20 protein-coding genes are annotated in these 17138 nt (G+C 66.7%); 7 read left to right on the top strand and 13 right to left on the bottom strand.

Annotated features, from left to right (window positions below):
* The 3 genes from A5784_RS05975 to A5784_RS05965 all read right to left on the bottom strand — a co-directional run.
* Window positions 1–693 (bottom strand): purine-cytosine permease family protein (locus tag A5784_RS05975; protein WP_197514648.1); only part of this gene is annotated, 693 nt, incomplete at its 3' end.
* 114 nt (window positions 694–807) lie between these two features.
* The gene (locus A5784_RS05970) at window positions 808–2121 is read right to left on the bottom strand and encodes a class I SAM-dependent methyltransferase (protein ID WP_064943291.1); all 1314 of its coding nucleotides are present in this window, start codon (window positions 2119–2121) and stop codon (window positions 808–810) included.
* Complete coding sequence (locus A5784_RS05965) at window positions 2118–3518, bottom strand: FAD-binding oxidoreductase (protein WP_064943289.1); 1401 nt, start codon at window positions 3516–3518, stop codon at window positions 2118–2120. Before A5784_RS05965 ends, A5784_RS05970 begins: the two co-directional genes overlap by 4 nt.
* 91 nt (window positions 3519–3609) lie before the next feature.
* On the opposite strand from A5784_RS05965, the gene A5784_RS05960 reads away from it, so the two are divergent.
* Entirely contained in the window at window positions 3610–4050 is a 441-nt protein-coding gene (locus A5784_RS05960; protein WP_064943287.1) for an SRPBCC family protein, read from the top strand.
* Window positions 4051–4058: 8 nt separating this feature from the next.
* On the opposite strand, the gene A5784_RS05955 is transcribed toward A5784_RS05960, so the two are convergent.
* On the bottom strand, window positions 4059–4826 hold the full coding sequence (locus A5784_RS05955) for an Rv3717 family N-acetylmuramoyl-L-alanine amidase (RefSeq protein ID WP_197514647.1): 768 nt from the start codon (window positions 4824–4826) through the stop codon (window positions 4059–4061).
* 114 nt (window positions 4827–4940) lie between these two features.
* Between A5784_RS05955 and A5784_RS05950 the strand changes: the two genes are divergently transcribed.
* Complete coding sequence (locus tag A5784_RS05950) at window positions 4941–5273, top strand: YbaB/EbfC family nucleoid-associated protein (protein ID WP_064943283.1); 333 nt, start codon at window positions 4941–4943, stop codon at window positions 5271–5273.
* A gap of 6 nt (window positions 5274–5279) precedes the next feature.
* Window positions 5280–5891 (top strand): recombination mediator RecR, encoded by a 612-nt coding sequence (recR, locus tag A5784_RS05945; RefSeq protein WP_064943281.1) that lies wholly within the window; start codon window positions 5280–5282, stop codon window positions 5889–5891.
* A gap of 33 nt (window positions 5892–5924) precedes the next feature.
* On the opposite strand, the gene A5784_RS05940 is transcribed toward recR, so the two are convergent.
* A complete protein-coding gene (locus A5784_RS05940; protein ID WP_064943279.1) occupies window positions 5925–6476 on the bottom strand; it encodes a hypothetical protein in 552 nt (183 codons plus the stop codon).
* A 91-nt stretch (window positions 6477–6567) separates the two neighbouring features.
* Here A5784_RS05940 and A5784_RS05935 point away from each other — a divergent pair, with 91 nt between their 5' ends.
* Together A5784_RS05935 and A5784_RS05930 are read left to right on the top strand one after the other, a co-directional pair.
* Window positions 6568–7278, top strand: coding sequence for an MBL fold metallo-hydrolase (locus tag A5784_RS05935; RefSeq protein WP_064943276.1), 711 nt, complete (start codon window positions 6568–6570; stop codon window positions 7276–7278).
* An 83-nt stretch (window positions 7279–7361) separates the two neighbouring features.
* Window positions 7362–8423, top strand: coding sequence for a hypothetical protein (locus A5784_RS05930; RefSeq protein ID WP_156750404.1), 1062 nt, complete (start codon window positions 7362–7364; stop codon window positions 8421–8423).
* A gap of 139 nt (window positions 8424–8562) precedes the next feature.
* Here the strand turns inward: A5784_RS05930 and A5784_RS05925 are convergent, their stop codons facing one another.
* The gene (locus tag A5784_RS05925; protein ID WP_064943272.1) at window positions 8563–9279 is read right to left on the bottom strand and encodes a type 1 glutamine amidotransferase; all 717 of its coding nucleotides are present in this window, start codon (window positions 9277–9279) and stop codon (window positions 8563–8565) included.
* Window positions 9276–10496 (bottom strand): Mur ligase family protein, encoded by a 1221-nt coding sequence (locus A5784_RS05920; RefSeq protein ID WP_064943270.1) that lies wholly within the window; start codon window positions 10494–10496, stop codon window positions 9276–9278. The genes A5784_RS05925 and A5784_RS05920 overlap by 4 nt, the downstream gene beginning before the upstream one ends.
* Before the next feature lie 74 nt (window positions 10497–10570).
* Between A5784_RS05920 and A5784_RS05915 the strand changes: the two genes are divergently transcribed.
* Window positions 10571–11584 carry a DEDDh family exonuclease gene (locus A5784_RS05915; RefSeq protein ID WP_064943268.1) on the top strand — a complete coding sequence of 338 codons (1014 nt, stop codon included), beginning with the start codon at window positions 10571–10573 and terminating at the stop codon, window positions 11582–11584.
* On the opposite strand, the gene A5784_RS05910 is transcribed toward A5784_RS05915, so the two are convergent.
* Entirely contained in the window at window positions 11581–11967 is a 387-nt protein-coding gene (locus tag A5784_RS05910) for an SHOCT domain-containing protein (protein ID WP_064943266.1), read from the bottom strand. The two genes, A5784_RS05915 and A5784_RS05910, sit on opposite strands and share 4 nt — an antisense overlap.
* A 52-nt stretch (window positions 11968–12019) precedes the next feature.
* A complete protein-coding gene (gene leuA / locus A5784_RS05905) occupies window positions 12020–13828 on the bottom strand; it encodes a 2-isopropylmalate synthase (RefSeq protein WP_064943264.1) in 1809 nt (602 codons plus the stop codon).
* 325 nt (window positions 13829–14153) lie between these two features.
* Here leuA and A5784_RS05900 point away from each other — a divergent pair, with 325 nt between their 5' ends.
* Complete coding sequence (locus A5784_RS05900) at window positions 14154–14381, top strand: hypothetical protein (RefSeq protein WP_064943262.1); 228 nt, start codon at window positions 14154–14156, stop codon at window positions 14379–14381.
* 17 nt (window positions 14382–14398) lie between these two features.
* Here the strand turns inward: A5784_RS05900 and A5784_RS05895 are convergent, their stop codons facing one another.
* The 4 genes from A5784_RS05895 to A5784_RS05880 form a co-directional block, all read right to left on the bottom strand.
* Window positions 14399–14740: a hypothetical protein gene (locus A5784_RS05895; RefSeq protein WP_064943261.1), complete on the bottom strand. Its 342-nt coding sequence runs from the start codon at window positions 14738–14740 to the stop codon at window positions 14399–14401.
* A 2-nt stretch (window positions 14741–14742) separates the two neighbouring features.
* Window positions 14743–15501 carry a thiocyanate hydrolase subunit gamma gene (gene scnC, locus A5784_RS05890; protein ID WP_064943259.1) on the bottom strand — a complete coding sequence of 253 codons (759 nt, stop codon included), beginning with the start codon at window positions 15499–15501 and terminating at the stop codon, window positions 14743–14745.
* The gene (locus A5784_RS05885) at window positions 15498–16334 is read right to left on the bottom strand and encodes a nitrile hydratase subunit beta (RefSeq protein WP_064943257.1); all 837 of its coding nucleotides are present in this window, start codon (window positions 16332–16334) and stop codon (window positions 15498–15500) included. The genes scnC and A5784_RS05885 overlap by 4 nt, the downstream gene beginning before the upstream one ends.
* Window positions 16335–16457: 123 nt before the next feature.
* Window positions 16458–17105, bottom strand: coding sequence for a helix-turn-helix domain-containing protein (locus A5784_RS05880; protein ID WP_064943255.1), 648 nt, complete (start codon window positions 17103–17105; stop codon window positions 16458–16460).
* Between the last annotated feature and the right edge of the window lie 33 nt (window positions 17106–17138).

Raw genomic sequence — 17138 nt, 5'->3', positions numbered from 1 at the left:
TATGCGATCGTCGGCATCGTCAGATGTGTATAAGAGACAGGAGATCTGGTAGCCGGCCGCGGCTCCGAAGACGATGAGGAACTTCCCCCAGTCGAAGTGGGCGTCGGGGATGGCCGAGCCGCCGTGCAGGCTGGTCAGCGCGGCGATGGTCAGGAGCAGAAAGACCGCCACCATCAGGTAGGACTGCCAGCGCTGGATGAAGTGCAGCAGGTCATAGCCGACGACCGCCAGCAGGATCGCGACGAGGATCAACACCGGATACCAGACCGCGGCACTGCCGGGCAGGATCAGTTGCAGGGCCTGGGTCGCCAGGATGACGTTGAACACGTTGAAGCCGACGTAGACGAACAACACGGCGATGAACGGCACGATTGCCCCGCGCGTACCGAATTGGGCCCGTGACTGGATCATCTGAGGCAGGCCCATCCGCGGGCCCTGGTTGGCGTGGAACGCCATGAAGAAGGTGCCGAAACCGGCGCCGAGGATCACGGCGAGCACCGACCAGCCGAGGCTCAGGCCGATGGCAGGGCCGATGAAGCCCGCGACCATGGTGGTGACGACGAAGTTGCCGGTGAACCAGAACGGGCCCTGGTGCCAGACGGTGCCGTGCCGTTCCCGCACGGGAACGTAGTCGATGGAGCGGGTTTCGATCACCGGGCGGCGGGCGGCCGTCGAGTTCGATGGGTTGGTCATGGGCGCGTCCTTGGTCGAGGTACCAAGAACACTAAGTGTGGCGCAGCTAACAGTGCATCGACGTCACGTCGAACTGCTCAACATCGACTTCGACGGAATGTCCAAGCCGACGCTTTACGGCTGCCACCACGGGCGCAGCGGCAGGCCTCCGTCGTGGCCGTGCTCGTCAAGCTTGACCGCCAGCACCTGGTGCAACTGGATGACGTTGGTCTCGAAGCCCAGCCGGGACCCGGCCATGTACAGGCCCCACACCTTCGCGGTGGGCAGGCCGACCTCGGCGACGGCCTCATCCCAGTGCTCGACGAGGTTGGCGCACCAGTCGCGCAGGGTCATCGCGTAGTGATGGCGCAGGTTCTCCTCGTGCAGCACCTCCAGGCCCACATCCTGAACCTCGGTGATGATCCGGCCCGAACCCGTGAGCTCGCCGTCGGGGAACACGTAGCGGTCGATGAAGCCTCCGGCAGCCGCGCCCGACCGGTTGTCGTGCCGGGTGATGCAGTGGTTGAGCAGCAGGCCGCCGACGCGCAACTTGGACTTCAGGAAACCGAAGTACGACGGGTAGTTGTGCACGCCGATGTGTTCGGTGAGGCCGATCGAGGACACCGCGTCGAAGCCGGACTCGGCGACATCCCGGTAGTCGCCGTGACGCACCTCGGCGAGATCGCCGAGCCCTTCCTCGGCGATGGCCTTCTGTGCCCAGGCGGCCTGCTCGCGCGACAGTGTCACACCGATGGCCCGCACGCCATGGCGGGCCGCGTAGCGGACCATGGCGCCCCAGCCGCAGCCGACGTCGAGCAGCCGGTCCCCGGGCTGCAGCCGCAGCTTGTCGAACACCAGGCGGTACTTGTTCTCCTGCGCTTCCTCCAGCGATGCGTCGGCGTTCGGGTAGCACGCGCAGGTGTAGGTCATCGACGGCCCGAGCACCCACTCGTAGAACGTGTTCGACACGTCGTAATGGTGGTGGATGGCCTCGGCGTCGCGAACCCTGCTGTGCCGCAACCCTTCCACCATCCGGCGCCAGCGCGGCAGCGCCTCCTGCGGCGGCGGCGCGATGGGCTTGAGATGCTCGATGCCGATGGAGCGGATAATGTTGGCCAGCACCCGCGCCGGTGGCCGTTTGAAGTCCATCTTCTCGGCCAGCGCGCACAGCAGCGGGTACGGATCGCCGGGGTGCACGCCGTGCGGTTCCAGATCACCCGCCACGTAGGCGCGGGCCAAGCCGAGGTCACCCGGGGCGGTCGCGAGGTAGGTGGTGCCGCGCGGAGTCTTGAGGTCCAGGCCGAGTGCGGCGTCCTCAGGCCCTGCGGTGCTGCCGTCGTAAGCGGTGAATTTCAGCGGGAGCTGTCCCGCGGCGAAGATCTCCAGGATCTCGGCGAGCGTGAGTTTGTTCGCCTGAGAGTGCGTCGAATTTTCCCTGAATGTTGTCATTGCCTTTGCACCGCTTTCGAATACAGATCAAGGAGACGTGAATCGGGATCGTAGGTTTTCTTGACCGTCTTATAAGCTTCCCCGCCGTATAGTGCGTCAAACTCGTCACGCGGGTAAAACGCGTCCGAATACAGCGATTTGTGACCGTCGAGCTGGCTGACCTTGCGCTCGATGAGCCGGTTGGTGTGCCCGGGTTCGGGCCCGACCGGCACCGACGACCAGAAGCCGACGTTGACGTAGGTGTGGTGGGGGCGCAGCGGATACAGCGGCCATGTTCCCGGGGTCCGCGCATCGTCGCGTAACCGCAGCGGGCACAGCCAGATTGGTTCGATGGGCACGTTGTCCAGAAACCACGTGAGAAATTCCGCGCAGTTCTCGATCGGCACCTCGATGTCCTGCACCACGCGTTCCCGCGGTGGGCGGCCGTTGCGCTTCTCGATGCGGTCGGCGATGTTGAACCGCCGGTCGTAGCCGATGAGCTTCCAATAGAAGCTGCTGCGCCGGTAGCGGCGCGGCCACAGCCGCCGGATCGCGGGGTTCTGCGCACCGAATGCCCGTGAGCACCAGAACCAGTCGGTGTCCCACCGCCACAGATAATCGTGAATGGTCAGGCGGTCGTGCTTTTCCGCCGCGGTCTTGCCGTCATGCTGGATGGACCGGTAGTAGATGGCGCTGCCTGTGTAGTCGCTGACAGGACCGGCCGTGGCGGTCTTGATGCCGACACACAGGTAGCTTTCGTCGGCGCTGAACACCACGCCGTCGAGGTAATCGACCTTCTCGCCACCCAGCCCGCCGGTTTCGATGATGCGGTCCATGGCTGCGACCAGGTCGTCCAAGGTGTGGAAGCGCAGATGGCGCAGCGCGACGAACGGCAGCACCGGTTCCAGCTCGATTCGCAGCCGCGTCGAATAGCCAAGTGTGCCATAGGAATTGGGGAAAGCTCGGAACAGGTCGGAATGCTCGGCGGGCGACGCGGTGACGATTTCGCCTGCGCCGGTGAGGATGTCCATCTCCAACACGGATTCGTGCGGCAACCCGTTGCGGAACGACGTGGATTCGATGCCGAGGCCGGTGACCGCGCCGCCGAGGGTGATGGTTTTCAGTTGCGGTACCACCAAGGGCGCCAGCCCGTATGGCAGCGTCGCGTCCACCAGGTCCTCGTAGGTGCACATGCCTGCCACATCTGCGGTCGACGCGTGCGGGTCGACGGCGATGACATTCGTCAAACCTGATGTGTCCAGGCCCTTACCGGCATGCCGGTCGCGGGCGCGGAACAGGTTCGACGTGCTTTTGGCAAGACGAACCGTCTCGGTGGGCTTTATGGCGCGATAGCTGTCGAGAAGCCGCTGTACGCCGGCAGCGTGGACAGCCTGTGCGTCAGTCGGAACAACAGACACACATATACGCTAGTCGGCGGTTGCATTCGATGCGACCCGGAGGAGCGCGGTTATCAGACCGCGACGTCATTGATACAAGGAGTATTCACCGATGGGACAGGTCAGCGCGGTCAGCACCGTATTGATCAACGCCGAACCCGCCGCTGTGTTCGCTGCGATCGCCGACTACCAGACGGTGCGGCCGAAGATTCTTTCCTCGAACTACAGCGGCTACCAGGTCCTCGAAGGCGGGCAGGGTGCGGGCACCGTCGCCACCTGGAAACTGCAGGCGACGAAATCACGTGTCCGCGACGTCAAGGCGACCGTCGACGTGGCGGGGCACACCGTCATCGAGAAGGACGCCAACTCGTCGATGGTGATCAACTGGACTGTCGCGCCGGCCGGGACCGGATCGTCGGTCAACCTCAAGACCACCTGGACCGGTGCCGGTGGGGTGGGCGGCTTCTTCGAGAAGACGTTCGCGCCGCTGGGTCTGCGCAAGATCCAGGACGAGGTGCTGGCCAACCTCAAGAAGGAAGTGGAAGGCGCCTAGCGCCCGACCTATCGCGCCGACGCCACCTGCTGCGAGCCGAGGAACCCAGCGATCCCGCGGACGATGGCGTCGGCGTATTTCTGCCTGCCCTCCGGCGATTTCATCAGCGACGAGTCGACCGGGTTCTTCATGTTGCCGCACTCGACGAGGATCGACGGGTACTGCGCGAGGTTGAGCCCGGCGATATCGGAGCGCGCATCCAGGCCGCCCGAGCCGATATAGGTGGCAGGCGGAATTCCCGAGGCGGAGATCTGATCGCGCATCACCTTCGCGAACTGCACCGCCGGGCCGGCCTGCACGGCGTTGAGCGGCGGCGACGAGTACAGCACGTGGAAACCTCGGCCGTTGGCGGGCCCACCGTCGGCGTGGATGGCGACGATGGCGTTCGGGTGCACGGCGTTGGCCATCGCGGCGCGCGCGTCGACGCACGGTCCCACCGAGGTGTCGTCGCCGCGCGTCATCGCCGTCCGGACCCCCAGCGCGGTCAGCGCGGCCCGGACGCGCAGCGTGGTGTCCCAGGTGAAGGTGTGCTCGGGGTAACCGTCGTCGGTCGAGGTACCACTGGCCTGGCAGTCTTTGGTGCCGCCGCGTCCGGTCGGGACCTGCTTGCTGATCGACGCGTCGTTCGCGCCGTTGTGGCCGGGATCGAGGAAGACGATCATCCCGGCGAGGTTCGCGGGTGCGGCATGGGCTATCGGTGCGGCGGCGGTCGACACAGCGATGAGCACGCTGCTGGCAACCGCGGTGCCGACACGCAGGCAGGCTGGGACTCGCACGGGCGCCACCGTAGCCCGGGCGCCGTCTAGGCTGGAAGGCCAAACCGCCGCGCTCGAGCGGAGAGAAACCAAGTCGAGACCAAGACGCAACCAACCACGGCAAGGGGACCTGTCATGCAACCCGGAGGCACACCCGACATGTCGGCACTGCTCGCACAGGCACAGCAGGTGCAGCAGCAGCTGATGGAGGCCCAGGAGGCGATGACCAACGCCGAGGTCGAAGGGCAGGCAGGCGGCGGTCTGGTCAAGGTCAGAGTGAAGGGCAGCGGCGAGGTCGTCGCCGTGTCGATCGACCCGAAGGTCATCGATCCGTCCGATCCGGAGACCCTGCAGGATCTCATCGTCGGCGCACTGGCCGACGCTTCGGCGCAGGTGCAGGACATGGCGCAGAGCCGCCTCGGCCCGCTGGCCGGCGGGCTGAGTGGCTTCGGCATTCCGGGGCTGTAGGCATCCGTGTTCGAGGGTCCCGTCCAGGATCTGATCGACGAGCTGGGCAAACTGCCCGGCATCGGGCCCAAGAGCGCGCAGCGCATCGCGTTTCACCTGCTGAGCGTCGAGCCGCCCGACATCGACCGGCTGACGGCCGTGCTGGGCCGCATCCGCGACGGGGTCACGTTCTGCGAGGTGTGCGGCAACGTGTCCGACGCGCAGCGCTGCCGGATCTGCAATGACCCCCGTCGCGACGCGTCGCTGGTGTGCGTCGTCGAGGAGCCCAAGGACGTGCAGGCCGTCGAGCGCACCCGCGAGTTCCGGGGCCGCTACCACGTGCTCGGCGGCGCGCTGGACCCCTTGTCGGGTATCGGACCCGATCAGCTGCGCATCCGTGAGCTGCTGAACCGGATCGGTGAACGCGTCGACGGTGTCGACGTCGCCGAGGTGATCATCGCCACCGATCCGAACACCGAGGGCGAGGCCACCGCCACCTACCTGGTGCGGATGCTGCGCGACATCCCAGGGCTCACCGTGACGCGGATCGCCTCGGGGCTGCCGATGGGCGGCGATCTGGAGTTCGCCGACGAACTGACCCTCGGCCGTGCCCTGGCGGGGCGCCGCGCGATGGCCTGATTCGCGGCTCGCCGCGGTGGCCTGATTCGCGGCTCAGAACACCTGACTCTGCGGCGCCGCGATCATGAATCCGTGCGTGACCGGCGGGTCGTTGTCGGTGAACTCGACCCCTCGCAGCACGCAGACCAGTGCAGCCTCGGATGGCACCCCGCAGGCCAGCGAAACAGTGGGGGAGAACGCCCAGAAGACGATCTTGTGCCCGACAGGGATGAGCACCGGCGTCTGACCGCTGATATCGCCGAAGAAGCGCTGTGGCGGGGTAGATAGGAAACGGGCGGGACCGGCTGCGTTGGCGTACACCGTCGACAGGTTCACGGTCTGGGTGCCTGCCGGGGCTCCGGGCATGTTGCCGGTGCAGGTGACGTCGTGGACCACCTTGGCAAGGGTCTTCTTGCAGACCAGGCCGCTCGGAGTGGTGAACAGCAGTTCGGGGATATCCCCGAGATCGGCCGGGGTGGCAGGGAGCGGACCGCTGTCGTCGATGAGCGAATCGATGTCGGGGATGCCGGGCGCCGCGACTGCGTGCGGCATCCCGGCCAGCGTCAGCAGTATGACGGCGACGGCCACTGCGCAGAGCCGTGTCATCGGTATCTCCTCGATCGGTGGGCGGGGTGCATTCCATTGTCCGGCCGGCTGGTTGGGCCACCGTGCACCAATTGACCGGTAGCGTCGAGTCATGCCCGACCTGCTTGAGCTGGCTCCCTCGCTGTATCGACTGCGGATTCCGGATGACCGGGCGCATCTGCTCAATTGCTACCTGTGGCTCGGTGCCGATGGTGTGACGCTGGTCGATACCGGCTGGCCGGACAGCGCCGCGCTGATCGGTGAGGCTTTGACGGCGCTGGGGCGCGCACGTGGTGACGTGAAACGTGTTGTGCTGACTCATTTTCACGAAGATCACTGCGGCTCGGCTGCCGAGATCGCCGGCTGGTCTGACGTCGAAGTGGTTGCCGGACTGGATGATTCGCGGTTCGTCAGCGGTGACGAACCGGGGCCGCTGCCGGTTCTGACCGACGGTGAGCGGGCGATCCGGCCGGACTTCGACACCTCGCCGCACGGCCCCGCATGCCGGGTGGACCGCGCGGTGCGCGACGGCGACGTGCTCGACTTCGCCGGAGGCGCCCGCGTCGTCGCCGCGTCCGGGCATACGCCGGGCAGCATCGGACTGTATCTGCCCGCTGCTGACGCCGTGCTCACCGGCGATGCGGTCGCGGAGTTCAACGGACAGGTGATCCTCGGTGTCTTCAACACCGACCGGCGCGCCGCCATCGAATCTCTGCAAAGCCTCGCGGCCACAGGTGCGCAGATCGCCGGATTCGGTCACGGGGAGGCGGTGCCCACCGACGCGGCGGCGCGCATCGCCGCGGCGGTCGACCCATTCGCCTGATCGTTCGAGGAAATGAGGTAGTCCGCTACGCGTTCACCGCGTCGGGCACGGTCATACGGTCGCAGGTGACGAAGGAGATGGTCATGGCCATCGCGGAAGCGCCTGTCAATCACGTTCCCTCGGTTGTCGCACCGGCCCACCACGATTGCCTGGAGGGCACGTTGTGGCGGGGTTTGAAGTCTCGGCTGCCGTCGGTGTGGGTGCGCACCGCCCCTTGGCGACAGGCGGTGCAGCATCGCCGCATCACGTTGCTCAACGATCTCGCCGGCCTGGATCTCGGCAAGACTCCGTGCAAGATGGCCATCCGTGCCTACTTGGTCGAAGATCTGCTGGAGGATGCCAACCGGGCATCGTGCGCGCGAGTCGGTCCGCTGAAGTGGTGGTGGGGTACCGAGATCGAACGGGCATGGTCCCGGCTGCGTGAGGTCGACGAGCGCATGATCGGACTGGTCGACGCGACGGCGCTGCCCGTCTATGCGGCACGGGCAGCCCAGCGGGGACATGCCTACCTGGACGCGGCAGACCCGCAGCTCCAGCAGCTCGACAAACTTCGGAACGAACCACGTCCGGCAGAAGCGGAGTTACGTAGCTCCGCCGCCGAGGTGTTGCGGACAGCGCATGCCAAGGCCGATCACGCCAATCGGGAGGCCCGCTATCTGCGGAACCGGCTGCTGATCGCCTCGGTCTTCTGCGTCGTGTTCGCCGCCGTGATCGTGGCGGCTCAAGCCCATGTGCCGACGGTGGATTTCGTGGTACCCCACGATGATTGGCATGCCTCGGCCTGGGTGTGCCTCGGTGTCGTGATGTTGTTCGGGGCAGTTGGGGCGTTGTTCACCGCAATCCCCGCGGTGTCGAACATCCCGACCAATTTCGGCCCGTTCAACCTGCCGCTGCAACAGGGACTGCTCAAGATTGCGTTCGGGCCGTTGGTCGCCGTGGTCGGTATCGCCTTACTGGGCAACGGTATCGGGCCCATGAAGCCTCCGCAGACCGTGCCGGACCTGTTGCTGATGGCCGTGATCTTCGGTGCAGGCCAGCATGCGGTCACCCGCTACGTCGACAAGCGTGCCGGTCAGATCCTGACCGCTGCCGCACCGACCACGAAGACCGCGGGATCGAAAGCGTCACCCGGCAACTCGATCTAGTCAGCACCGCGAGCGTGCGTGTCTGCTGCCCGCCACGCCGTCAAACGTCAACACTCTACGTGCGCTCAGGCTCGACGAGCGTGCGCCGAACGCCGACGAAACACGGTGTGTCGGCCCGCAGACGCGCACGCTCGCGGTGCTAGGCGCGCCGCGGGGCAGCGAGCCGTTCGCGACGCAGTAGGTCGACCTCGGGCAACTCCAGTGGAGGCAACTCGCCTACCACTCTCGACAGCAGATGATCGGCCAGCTCCGGATTGCGGGCCAGGCACGGCCCGTGCAGATAGGTGGCCACCACGCTGCCCTGCACCGCGCCGTCATAACCGTCACCGGCCCGATTGCCCGCGCCCTTGGTGACTGCCGCCAACGGGCGGGCATCTTGTCCGAGAACCGTTCCGCCGCGGTGGTTTTCGAAGCCGGTCAACGGCTGGGTGAGCCCGTCCAGCAGAGGCTTTGACGCCACCTCGCCGATGGTCCTGGCCTCCTGCGGCGACGTCGTGACGTCCAAAAGGCCGACGCCTTCGACACGTTCACCCGCCGAGGTCTCGTACCAATGTCCCAGCACCTGGATCGCGGCGCAGATCGCCAGCACGGGCGCGCCCCGCGAAACCGCCTCCTGCAGACCGGGATACCGGATCAGATGCTTGGTGGCCAGGCGTTGCGCGTAGTCTTCGGCGCCGCCGAGGGTATAGAGGTCACACGAGTTGGGCACCGGGTCGGCCAGGGTGATCTCGACGATCTCGGCGTCGATGCCCCGCAGCCGAAGCCGCTGCCGCAACACCACCGCATTGCCACTGTCGCCGTAGGTCCCCATCACATCCGGCAGCACGAGCCCGATGCTGATCTTCGAGGCCGTCATGAGATTCGCCGATTCAGTTGCAGGAACGCGGTGTAGTTCGCGATTACCTCGACATGCCCCGGCGGGCACGAGTCGATTGCGGCAACCGTGTCGTGCACGAGGGTGTGCTCGACGCCGGCGTACCCGAGTCGCACCGCGAGGTCGGTGCCGCGCTCGCCGGCGGCCACCACCTGAGTATCGCCAAAGTGCTCGAACCGGACATCCCACAACCAGGACAGATCCTCACCATCGGGCACCTGCCCGTTGACCGCGATCACGACACCCGCGCCGTGCTTGTCCACCATCGACAGCGCCTCCTGCCATCCGGCCGGATTCTTGGCGAGCAGGATGCGTGCGGTGTGCGAGCCCACCTGCACGGTGCGATACCGGCCTGCCACCTCGTCGACACCGGAGACCGCGGCCACCGCGGCAGCCGGATCGGCTCCGAGCGCGACCGCCGCCGCGACGGCCTGGGTGGCGTTGCCGCGGTTGACCGCCCCGGGAAGCGCCAGAGTCATCGGCAGGACCAGCCCGTCGGGTCCGTAGATGTGGGTGTCGTCGAACCACCAGTGCGGGCTCGGGCGCTTGAAATCGCTTCCCGTGGAGTACCAGTTGACGCCGTCGCGCACGATGATCTCGCCGGAGCGCGGGCAGCTGACCGAGTCGCCGGCCCAGCTGCCGCCGGCGGCCACCCACACCACGTTGGGGTTGTCGTAGGCGGCCGAGGTCATCAGCACGTCATCGCAGTTGGCCACGATCACCGCATCCGGATGCCGGGCCAGGCCGCCGCGCAGCGTGCGCTCGATGTGGTTGATCTCACCGACGCGGTCCAACTGGTCGCGAGACAGGTTGAGCAGCACGATCACCGACGGGTCCACGGCATCCGAGACGTGCGGGACGTGCATCTCGTCGACTTCCAAGGCAGCCAAGGACGCGGACCGCGCCCCCGCCAGCGCGGCCACCAGCCCGGCGTCCATGTTGGCGCCTTCTGAGTTACTGGCCACCGGGCCCACGGTGGCCAGCGCCGCCGCGGTCATCCGGGTGGTGGTCGACTTACCGTTGGTGCCGGTCACGACCACCGTGCGACGGCCCTGGCCCAACTGGCGAAGGATCGAGGCGTCGAGCGTCATCGCGACCAGGCCGCCGATCATTGCGCCTGCGCCTCGGCCGGTCACCCGCGACGCCCAGCGTGCGGATGCTCCGGCCGCGAGTGCGGCACGTCCGCGCAGGGTCAGCATTCCGGCGATTTTAGGTGCACGACACGCTGGCCCGCCGAGCGAGGTTGTCGGACTTGCGTGCCATCCTGGCGACTATGAGCACCGCACCGCCGTTGACGGCCCGCCCGTCGTGGGGTCGACCGGCAGCTGAGCCGGGCGCGGGCTGGGCCGTGGTCGACGTCGAGACCTCGGGTTTCCGGCCCGGGCAGGCCCGCATCGTGAGCGTGGCCGCGTTGGCGGTCGGTGACGACGGCAGTGTCGAGCACAGTGTCGCCAGCCTGCTCAATCCGGGCGTCGATCCGGGCCCCACCCACGTGCACGGCCTCACCGCGGAGATGCTCGAAGGCCAGCCGACCTTCGGTGATGTCGTCGACCAACTCATCGACGTGCTGCGCGGACGCACGCTGGTGGCTCACAACGTGGGATTCGACTACGGCTTCCTTACCGCCGAGGCCGAGCTGGTCGGCGCCGAGCTGCCCATCGACTCCGTGATGTGCACTGTCGAGCTGGCCCGCCGGCTGGAGCTGGGCACGGAGAACCTGCGGCTGGAGACGCTGGCGGCGCACTGGGGCGTCAGCCAGATGCGCCCGCACGATGCGCTCGACGACGCTCAGGTGCTGGCGCAGATCCTCAAGCCGACCCTGGCCCGCGCCCGCGACCGCAAGGTGTGGCTGCCGCTGCGCGAGGTCGGCCGCAAGCGCTGGCCCAACGGCCAGGTCACGCATGACGAGCTGCGGCCGTTGAAGGTGCTGGCGTCCCGGCTGCCGTGTCTGTACGCCAACCCGGGGGCGTACGTGCCCGGCCGGCCGCTGGTGCAGGGCATGCGGGTCGCGCTGTCGGCGGAGATGACGCGTACGCACGAGGAGGTCATCGAGCGCATCCTCGATGCCGGCCTGGCCTACACCGACGCGGTCGATCAGCAGACCTCGTTGGTGATCTGCAACGAGACCGCCCCGGATCAGGGCAAGGGATACCAGGCGCGCGAACTGGGCGTGCCACTGGTCGCCGACGGGGAGTTCATGGCCCTCATCGGTCACGTCGTGGGTGGGACCGACGTCGAGGAGTTCGTCGACAGCCCGCCCGACGGCGACCAGTTCACGTTGTTCTAGCTGAGCGCTTTGGCCTTGAGGGCCTCGTACTCGGCCTGGTTGATGGTTCCCGCGTCGAGCAGTGCCTTGGCGTCGGCGATCTCCTGGGCGGGTGTGCGGCCGGCCGCCTCGCGGATGTAGGCGTCGGTCTCCTGCTTGGCCGCAGCGGCGGCCGTGGCCGCCCGCTGCGCCATCCCCTTGCCGCGGGCGATCAGGTAGATGAACGCCGTGAGCCAGGGGAACACGATCAGGAAGATCACCCACACGGCCTTGATCCAGCCGGAGGTCTCATGATCGCGCCAGAACAGGTCCCCCAGGATCTGGAACAGCACCAGCAAATATGCAATCCACGCGAAGATGATCAGGAAGTGCCAGAGAAAGTCCCACGATGATCCCCAGTCCATGGGTGGCTCCTTTGGAATTGTCGGATGCGTAGCTGATCTACGCTTCCGTCAGTTAACCACGCGCGGCACGGTTCACGGCGGACACGACGGCCCGAAGTGACGCAGTCGTGATCGACGTCGCGATACCGACGCCCCACACGGTCTTCCCGCCGATCGATACCTCCACGTAGGCCGCGGCCTGGGCTTCCTCGCCGGACGACATGGCGTGCTCGGAGTAGTCCAGCACGTTGATGTCGTAACCCACGGCGCCCAGGGCGTCCACGAACGCCGCCAGCGGGCCGTTGCCCGCGCCGACGATCTCGCGTTCCACGCCGTCGATCTTCACGATCGCGGTGATGGTGTCGGTGCCGCCGTCGACCTCGGAGGCGACGACCTTCTGCCGCATGCGCTCCAGCGGCGTGATCGGAGCCAGGTACTCGTCGGAGAAGACGTCCCACATCTCCTTGGGTGACACTTCCCCGCCCTCGCCGTCGGTGATCTTCTGGACCGCCTGGGAGAACTCGATCTGCAGCCGGCGCGGCAGCACCAGCCCGTGATCGGCCTTCATGATGTAGGCGACGCCGCCCTTGCCGGACTGCGAGTTGACCCGGATGACGGCCTCGTAGGTGCGGCCGACGTCCTTCGGGTCGATCGGCAGGTACGGCACCTGCCACAGGATGTCGTCGACGTCGGAGTCCGCAGCATCGGCGTCGACCTTCATCTGGTCCAGACCCTTGTTGATGGCGTCCTGGTGGCTGCCCGAGAACGCGGTGTACACCAGATCGCCGCCGTAGGGGTGGCGCTCGTGTACGGGCAGCTGGTTGCAGTACTCGACGGTGCGGCGGATCTCGTCGATGTTGGAGAAGTCGATCTGCGGGTCCACGCCGCGGGAGAACATGTTCATGCCCAGCGTCACCAGGCATACGTTGCCCGTGCGCTCACCGTTGCCGAACAGGCAGCCCTCGATCCGGTCGGCGCCCGCCTGGTAGCCCAATTCCGCTGCGGCGACGGCGGTTCCGCGGTCGTTGTGCGGGTGCAGACTCAGGATGATCGAGTCCCGCGGAGCCAGATGGCGGTTCATCCACTCGATCGAATCGGCGTAGACGTTGGGGGTGGCCATCTCGACCGTGGCGGGCAGGTTGACGATCAGCGGCCATTCCGGGGTCGGCTGGACCACCTCGGCGACCGCGTTGCAGACGTCGACGGCGTACTCCAGTTCGGTGCCGGTGTAGGACTCCGGCGAGTACTCGAACCGCCACAGCGTGCCGGGGTACTTCTTGGCCTCCTCGACGCACATGCGGGCACCGTCGGTCGCGATTTTCTTGACGGCCTCACGGTCGGCGCGGAACACCACGCGGCGCTGCAGGATCGAGGTGGAGTTGTAGAAGTGCACGATGACGCGGGGCGCTCCGGCGCAGGCCTCGAAGGTGCGCTCGATCAGCTCGGGGCGGCACTGCGTCAGCACCTGGATGGTCACGTCGTCGGGAACGGCGCCCTGCTCGATGATCTCGCGGACGAAGTCGTAGTCCGTCTGGCTCGCCGACGGGAAGCCGACCTCGATCTCCTTGTAGCCCATGCGGACCAGCAGGTCGAACATGCGGCGCTTGCGCTCGGGGCTCATCGGGTCGATCAGGGCCTGGTTGCCGTCGCGCAGGTCGACCGCGCACCACATGGGGGCGTGCTCGATCACGTTGTCCGGCCAGGTGCGGTCGGGCAGGGTGACCGGTTCGACCTCAGCGGCGAACGTGCGGTACCGGCTGACCGGCATCGACGATGCGCGCTGGGTGTTCCAGGAGGGTTGGCCGTCGCGGCGCGGGCCTGCGGGGGTCTTGATGGCGCGTACGGAACTGTAGGCGTCGACAGAGGTTTCTTGCGTGGTCATGATGGTTGCTCCGGGTCGGTGGGGATTCAGACCGGCGCATCGCGAAAACCCGCGACGGGAGGCCAGTCTGGATCAGACCCCGTCGCGGCGTCCGAGAAGGAGCACCCGCTGCACAGTCAACATCATCGCTGACTGTACTCCGCGTCCCGGTCCGACCCCAAACCTGAGCGTGCGGTGCCGTCCTCCGATCGGGGGACGGCACATTCAGCCTGCACATCCTCCAGTCGCTCGACAGACCCGGGCGGCGTTGCGCGGCATTCTTGTCTCAACGGCGAAACAAGCCGAAGAAACAATCGAAATAGCCACTGACGCAAAGGAATTCGAAATGATCACCACCAAGAGCATCATCCGGTTCGCCGCTCTGCCGATCCTCTCCGCCGGAGCTGTCGGCGCGGTCGCGCTCGGCCTGGCCGGCACCGCATCCGCACAGGGCCCCACCGGCCCCGGCCACGTGTACAGCCCCGACACCTACGCCACGCCGGCGCCGGGCGTCATGCCGGGCTGGCACAACCACCACGGCGCCTGGCGCATCACCAACCTGCAGGATCAGTAATGCCGCAGCGGCCGGGCTCAGGCCTCGAGCCTGGCCCGCACCGCGTCGAGGCGGTGCCGCAGTTCGGTCTCGTCGATGACGCCGCGCACGAGCAGCGAATGCGCCAGCGACACCAGTTGATTCTCGGGGTAGGGCAGGTCCGCGTATAGCGTCGCCGAGAGTTCGTCTTCCTCGTCGCGACGTTCCTTGAAGCTGAGTCTGCCTGTGCCGCAAGCGGAATGGTCAAGGGCGTCGCAGAGGCCGTCGAGGCTGGTCTTCCACGGCGGCACGGGGTTCTCGACCCCGTACTTGGCGGCCATCCGGGGCCACACCTGGTTGCGTTCGACGATGTTCTTCAGCGTCGAGATGTCGTCAGTCATCGTCACTCCGCCGGGTGGACCGCAGCGCGGGTGTCGACGATCACATTCGTGGTGACGCCGGGCTTGGGTAGCGCGACGCCGATGAGGCAGTCCCGCGTGATGATCTCGGCGAGCTGATCCTCATCCCAGCCTTCGGTGCCCTCCGGGCGCATGGGCATGACCATGAAACGATGCTTCTGGTTGGAGTCCTCGACGCGGACCTCCACGTCGTCGGGCAGGTAGAGGCCGAATTCGGCGAGCACCTGGCGCGGCCACCGCACCAGGCGCCTGCGGTAGTTGGGGGTGCGGTACCACTCGGGCGAATTGCCCAGGATCGGCCGCGGGTAGCACGAGCACAGGGCGCACACGATGACGTTGTGCAGGGTCGGGGTGTCTTCGAGGATCTTGAACGCGGTGAAATCGCTCGGAGTGCCGAAACCGGTCGGTTCGAGCCAGTCGACGCCGACAGCTTTGCTCGCGGCGAGCGCGTCGGTCAGCGCGAGCTGCTTGAACTCCGGGTCCAACCAGGCCCGCGCGACCAGGCGGGCGGCCGGTGTCGGGCCGATCTGCTCGGCGAACTCGGTGAACCGGCGGTGCTCCTCGGCGGTGAAGATGCCCTTCTCGATGCACAGTTCACGCAGGGCGATCTCGAGCACTTCGAAATCGGTGATCTCGTCCACCATGGGTTTGACCGTGCGCGCGTGGTCGTGGTCGTGGTCGTGGTCGTGGTCGTGGTCGTGGTCGTGATCGTGATCGTGATCGTGATCGTGATCGTCGCTCATGCCTTCTCCAGCCAACGTTCGGGAATCTCGGTCTGCAGGGTGTCGGTCGCCGTGCCGGTGTAGCCGTGCCAGAGCTCGGACTGGTTGAAGCGCACGATGTAGAACCACTCGGGCGTGGCGTCGGCGCGGTCCCACGTCTCGTCCTCGGCCGCCGGGCTTTCGTAGGTGACCTCGGCGATTTCCCCCAGGGCGCCTCGGACGTATTCGGGTGTGCGGGTGTAGAGCAGGATCGGCAGTTCGCGGACCTTCACCGCGTCGCCCACGCGGAACTTGGGCTCGCCCGCCTGCCCGGCATACACCTGCGGGTCGCCCTTGCCGACCGCCCGGATGTGGTGCTCGTTGCGTGCGACGTCCGCGCCGTCGCCCTGCGACTTCGGCTGCGCTTCGAGCTTGCGGCCCGCCAGCCCGCCCTCGTAGCGGGCCTGGACCTCGACCATGCGCTGGGTGAGCTCACCGAGGCTGATGTGGTGTTTTTCCACCAACACCCGCGCGACGGCCCAGAGCCACCGCCCGTAGTAGGGGAACCCCTGGTAGACCGCGCGCCCGACGTCGACGTTGCCGATGCGGCGGCGTTCCTCCGACAGCCAGATCCCGCGCCACGCGAGCACCTCGCAGATGACGTAGGTCATGTGCTCCCAGTACTCGTAATCCTTGTTCTCGTACTTCATCGGAGCGTCGGGCTCCCCGCCCACGTCGTGGACGGTCTTCATGTACGCCAGGAAGCGCTCGTGATCGAGGAGATCCGGTGGTGGCGCGTCGGGCATCTCCGGATAGGCGGACTTGAGCCGTCCGACCAATTCCAGGTGGGCGGCGCGTTCGGCGGCTGTGCTCATGGGAGTTCCCCTCGGCGGGCACTGTCGAGCAGACGGTTCCAAACTTTAGTGACCGTGCCACCCGCGCATGGCGAAATCCGTTACTTACGCGCGCGAAAATTTAGCTGGCAGAGGTGTTCTCGGTCAGACCTGCGAATCGGGGAACGCGATGACCGACAAGAACCGGATCGGTAACTCCACCAGATCGGTCGGACCGTGGGCGCCCTCGCCGTCGATCTGCAGCGAGTCGCCGGGGTGCAACCGGTACACCGAGCGGCTGTGGCTGTAATCCATCACGCCTTCGAGCATGAAGATGAACTCGGTGCCGGGATGCTGGAACAGCGGATAGGTCTGGCTCTTCTCCGACAACGTCACGTGCAGGCATTCCAGCCGCTTGTGTTCGCCGCGCAACGAGCTCAGCAGCTGGTACTCGTGGCCTTCGCGCGTGCCTTCGCGCACGATCCGTGCGCCGGTCCCTGCCTTGACGAACGCGGCCGGGCGTTCCACGTCCGCGCCGCGAAACAGGCTGGTCACCGGCACGTCCAGGCCCTTGGCCAACAACGCAAGCGTCGACAGGCTGCACGAGGTCTGCGCGTTCTCGATCTTGGACAACATCGCTTTGGAGATCCCGACCCGGGCCGCCATGTCGGCGACGGTCAGGCCGTGCTGCTGGCGCAGCTGGCGCACGTTGCGCCCGATCGCCGCCTCGAACTCCAGCTCATCGGCCAAGGCTTGCGGATCGCGGTCACGGGCAGTGCCGGACTTGTTGCGAAGTAGTGGGACTTCACTCATGCGCAATCCGCCTTCGGATTCTGGCTGGCGCTC

This window comes from Mycobacterium sp. 852013-50091_SCH5140682 (assembly GCF_001665685.1).
Lineage (GTDB): Bacteria > Actinomycetota > Actinomycetes > Mycobacteriales > Mycobacteriaceae > Mycobacterium.
This window is presented reverse-complemented; position numbering and strand designations above follow the sequence as displayed.

Coding starts and splice junctions, on each gene's coding strand:
- A5784_RS05970 (WP_064943291.1), bottom strand. CDS start 2,121: ATGACAACATTCAGGGAAAATTCGACGCACTCTCAGGCGAACAAACTC.
- A5784_RS05960 (WP_064943287.1), top strand. CDS start 3,610: ATGGGACAGGTCAGCGCGGTCAGCACCGTATTGATCAACGCCGAACCC.
- A5784_RS05950 (WP_064943283.1), top strand. CDS start 4,941: ATGCAACCCGGAGGCACACCCGACATGTCGGCACTGCTCGCACAGGCA.
- A5784_RS05940 (WP_064943279.1), bottom strand. CDS start 6,476: ATGACACGGCTCTGCGCAGTGGCCGTCGCCGTCATACTGCTGACGCTG.
- A5784_RS05935 (WP_064943276.1), top strand. CDS start 6,568: ATGCCCGACCTGCTTGAGCTGGCTCCCTCGCTGTATCGACTGCGGATT.
- A5784_RS05930 (WP_156750404.1), top strand. CDS start 7,362: ATGGCCATCGCGGAAGCGCCTGTCAATCACGTTCCCTCGGTTGTCGCA.
- A5784_RS05925 (WP_064943272.1), bottom strand. CDS start 9,279: ATGACGGCCTCGAAGATCAGCATCGGGCTCGTGCTGCCGGATGTGATG.
- A5784_RS05920 (WP_064943270.1), bottom strand. CDS start 10,496: ATGCTGACCCTGCGCGGACGTGCCGCACTCGCGGCCGGAGCATCCGCA.
- A5784_RS05915 (WP_064943268.1), top strand. CDS start 10,571: ATGAGCACCGCACCGCCGTTGACGGCCCGCCCGTCGTGGGGTCGACCG.
- A5784_RS05910 (WP_064943266.1), bottom strand. CDS start 11,967: ATGGACTGGGGATCATCGTGGGACTTTCTCTGGCACTTCCTGATCATC.
- leuA (WP_064943264.1), bottom strand. CDS start 13,828: ATGACCACGCAAGAAACCTCTGTCGACGCCTACAGTTCCGTACGCGCC.
- A5784_RS05900 (WP_064943262.1), top strand. CDS start 14,154: ATGATCACCACCAAGAGCATCATCCGGTTCGCCGCTCTGCCGATCCTC.
- A5784_RS05895 (WP_064943261.1), bottom strand. CDS start 14,740: ATGACTGACGACATCTCGACGCTGAAGAACATCGTCGAACGCAACCAG.
- scnC (WP_064943259.1), bottom strand. CDS start 15,501: ATGAGCGACGATCACGATCACGATCACGATCACGATCACGACCACGAC.
- A5784_RS05885 (WP_064943257.1), bottom strand. CDS start 16,334: ATGAGCACAGCCGCCGAACGCGCCGCCCACCTGGAATTGGTCGGACGG.
- A5784_RS05880 (WP_064943255.1), bottom strand. CDS start 17,105: ATGAGTGAAGTCCCACTACTTCGCAACAAGTCCGGCACTGCCCGTGAC.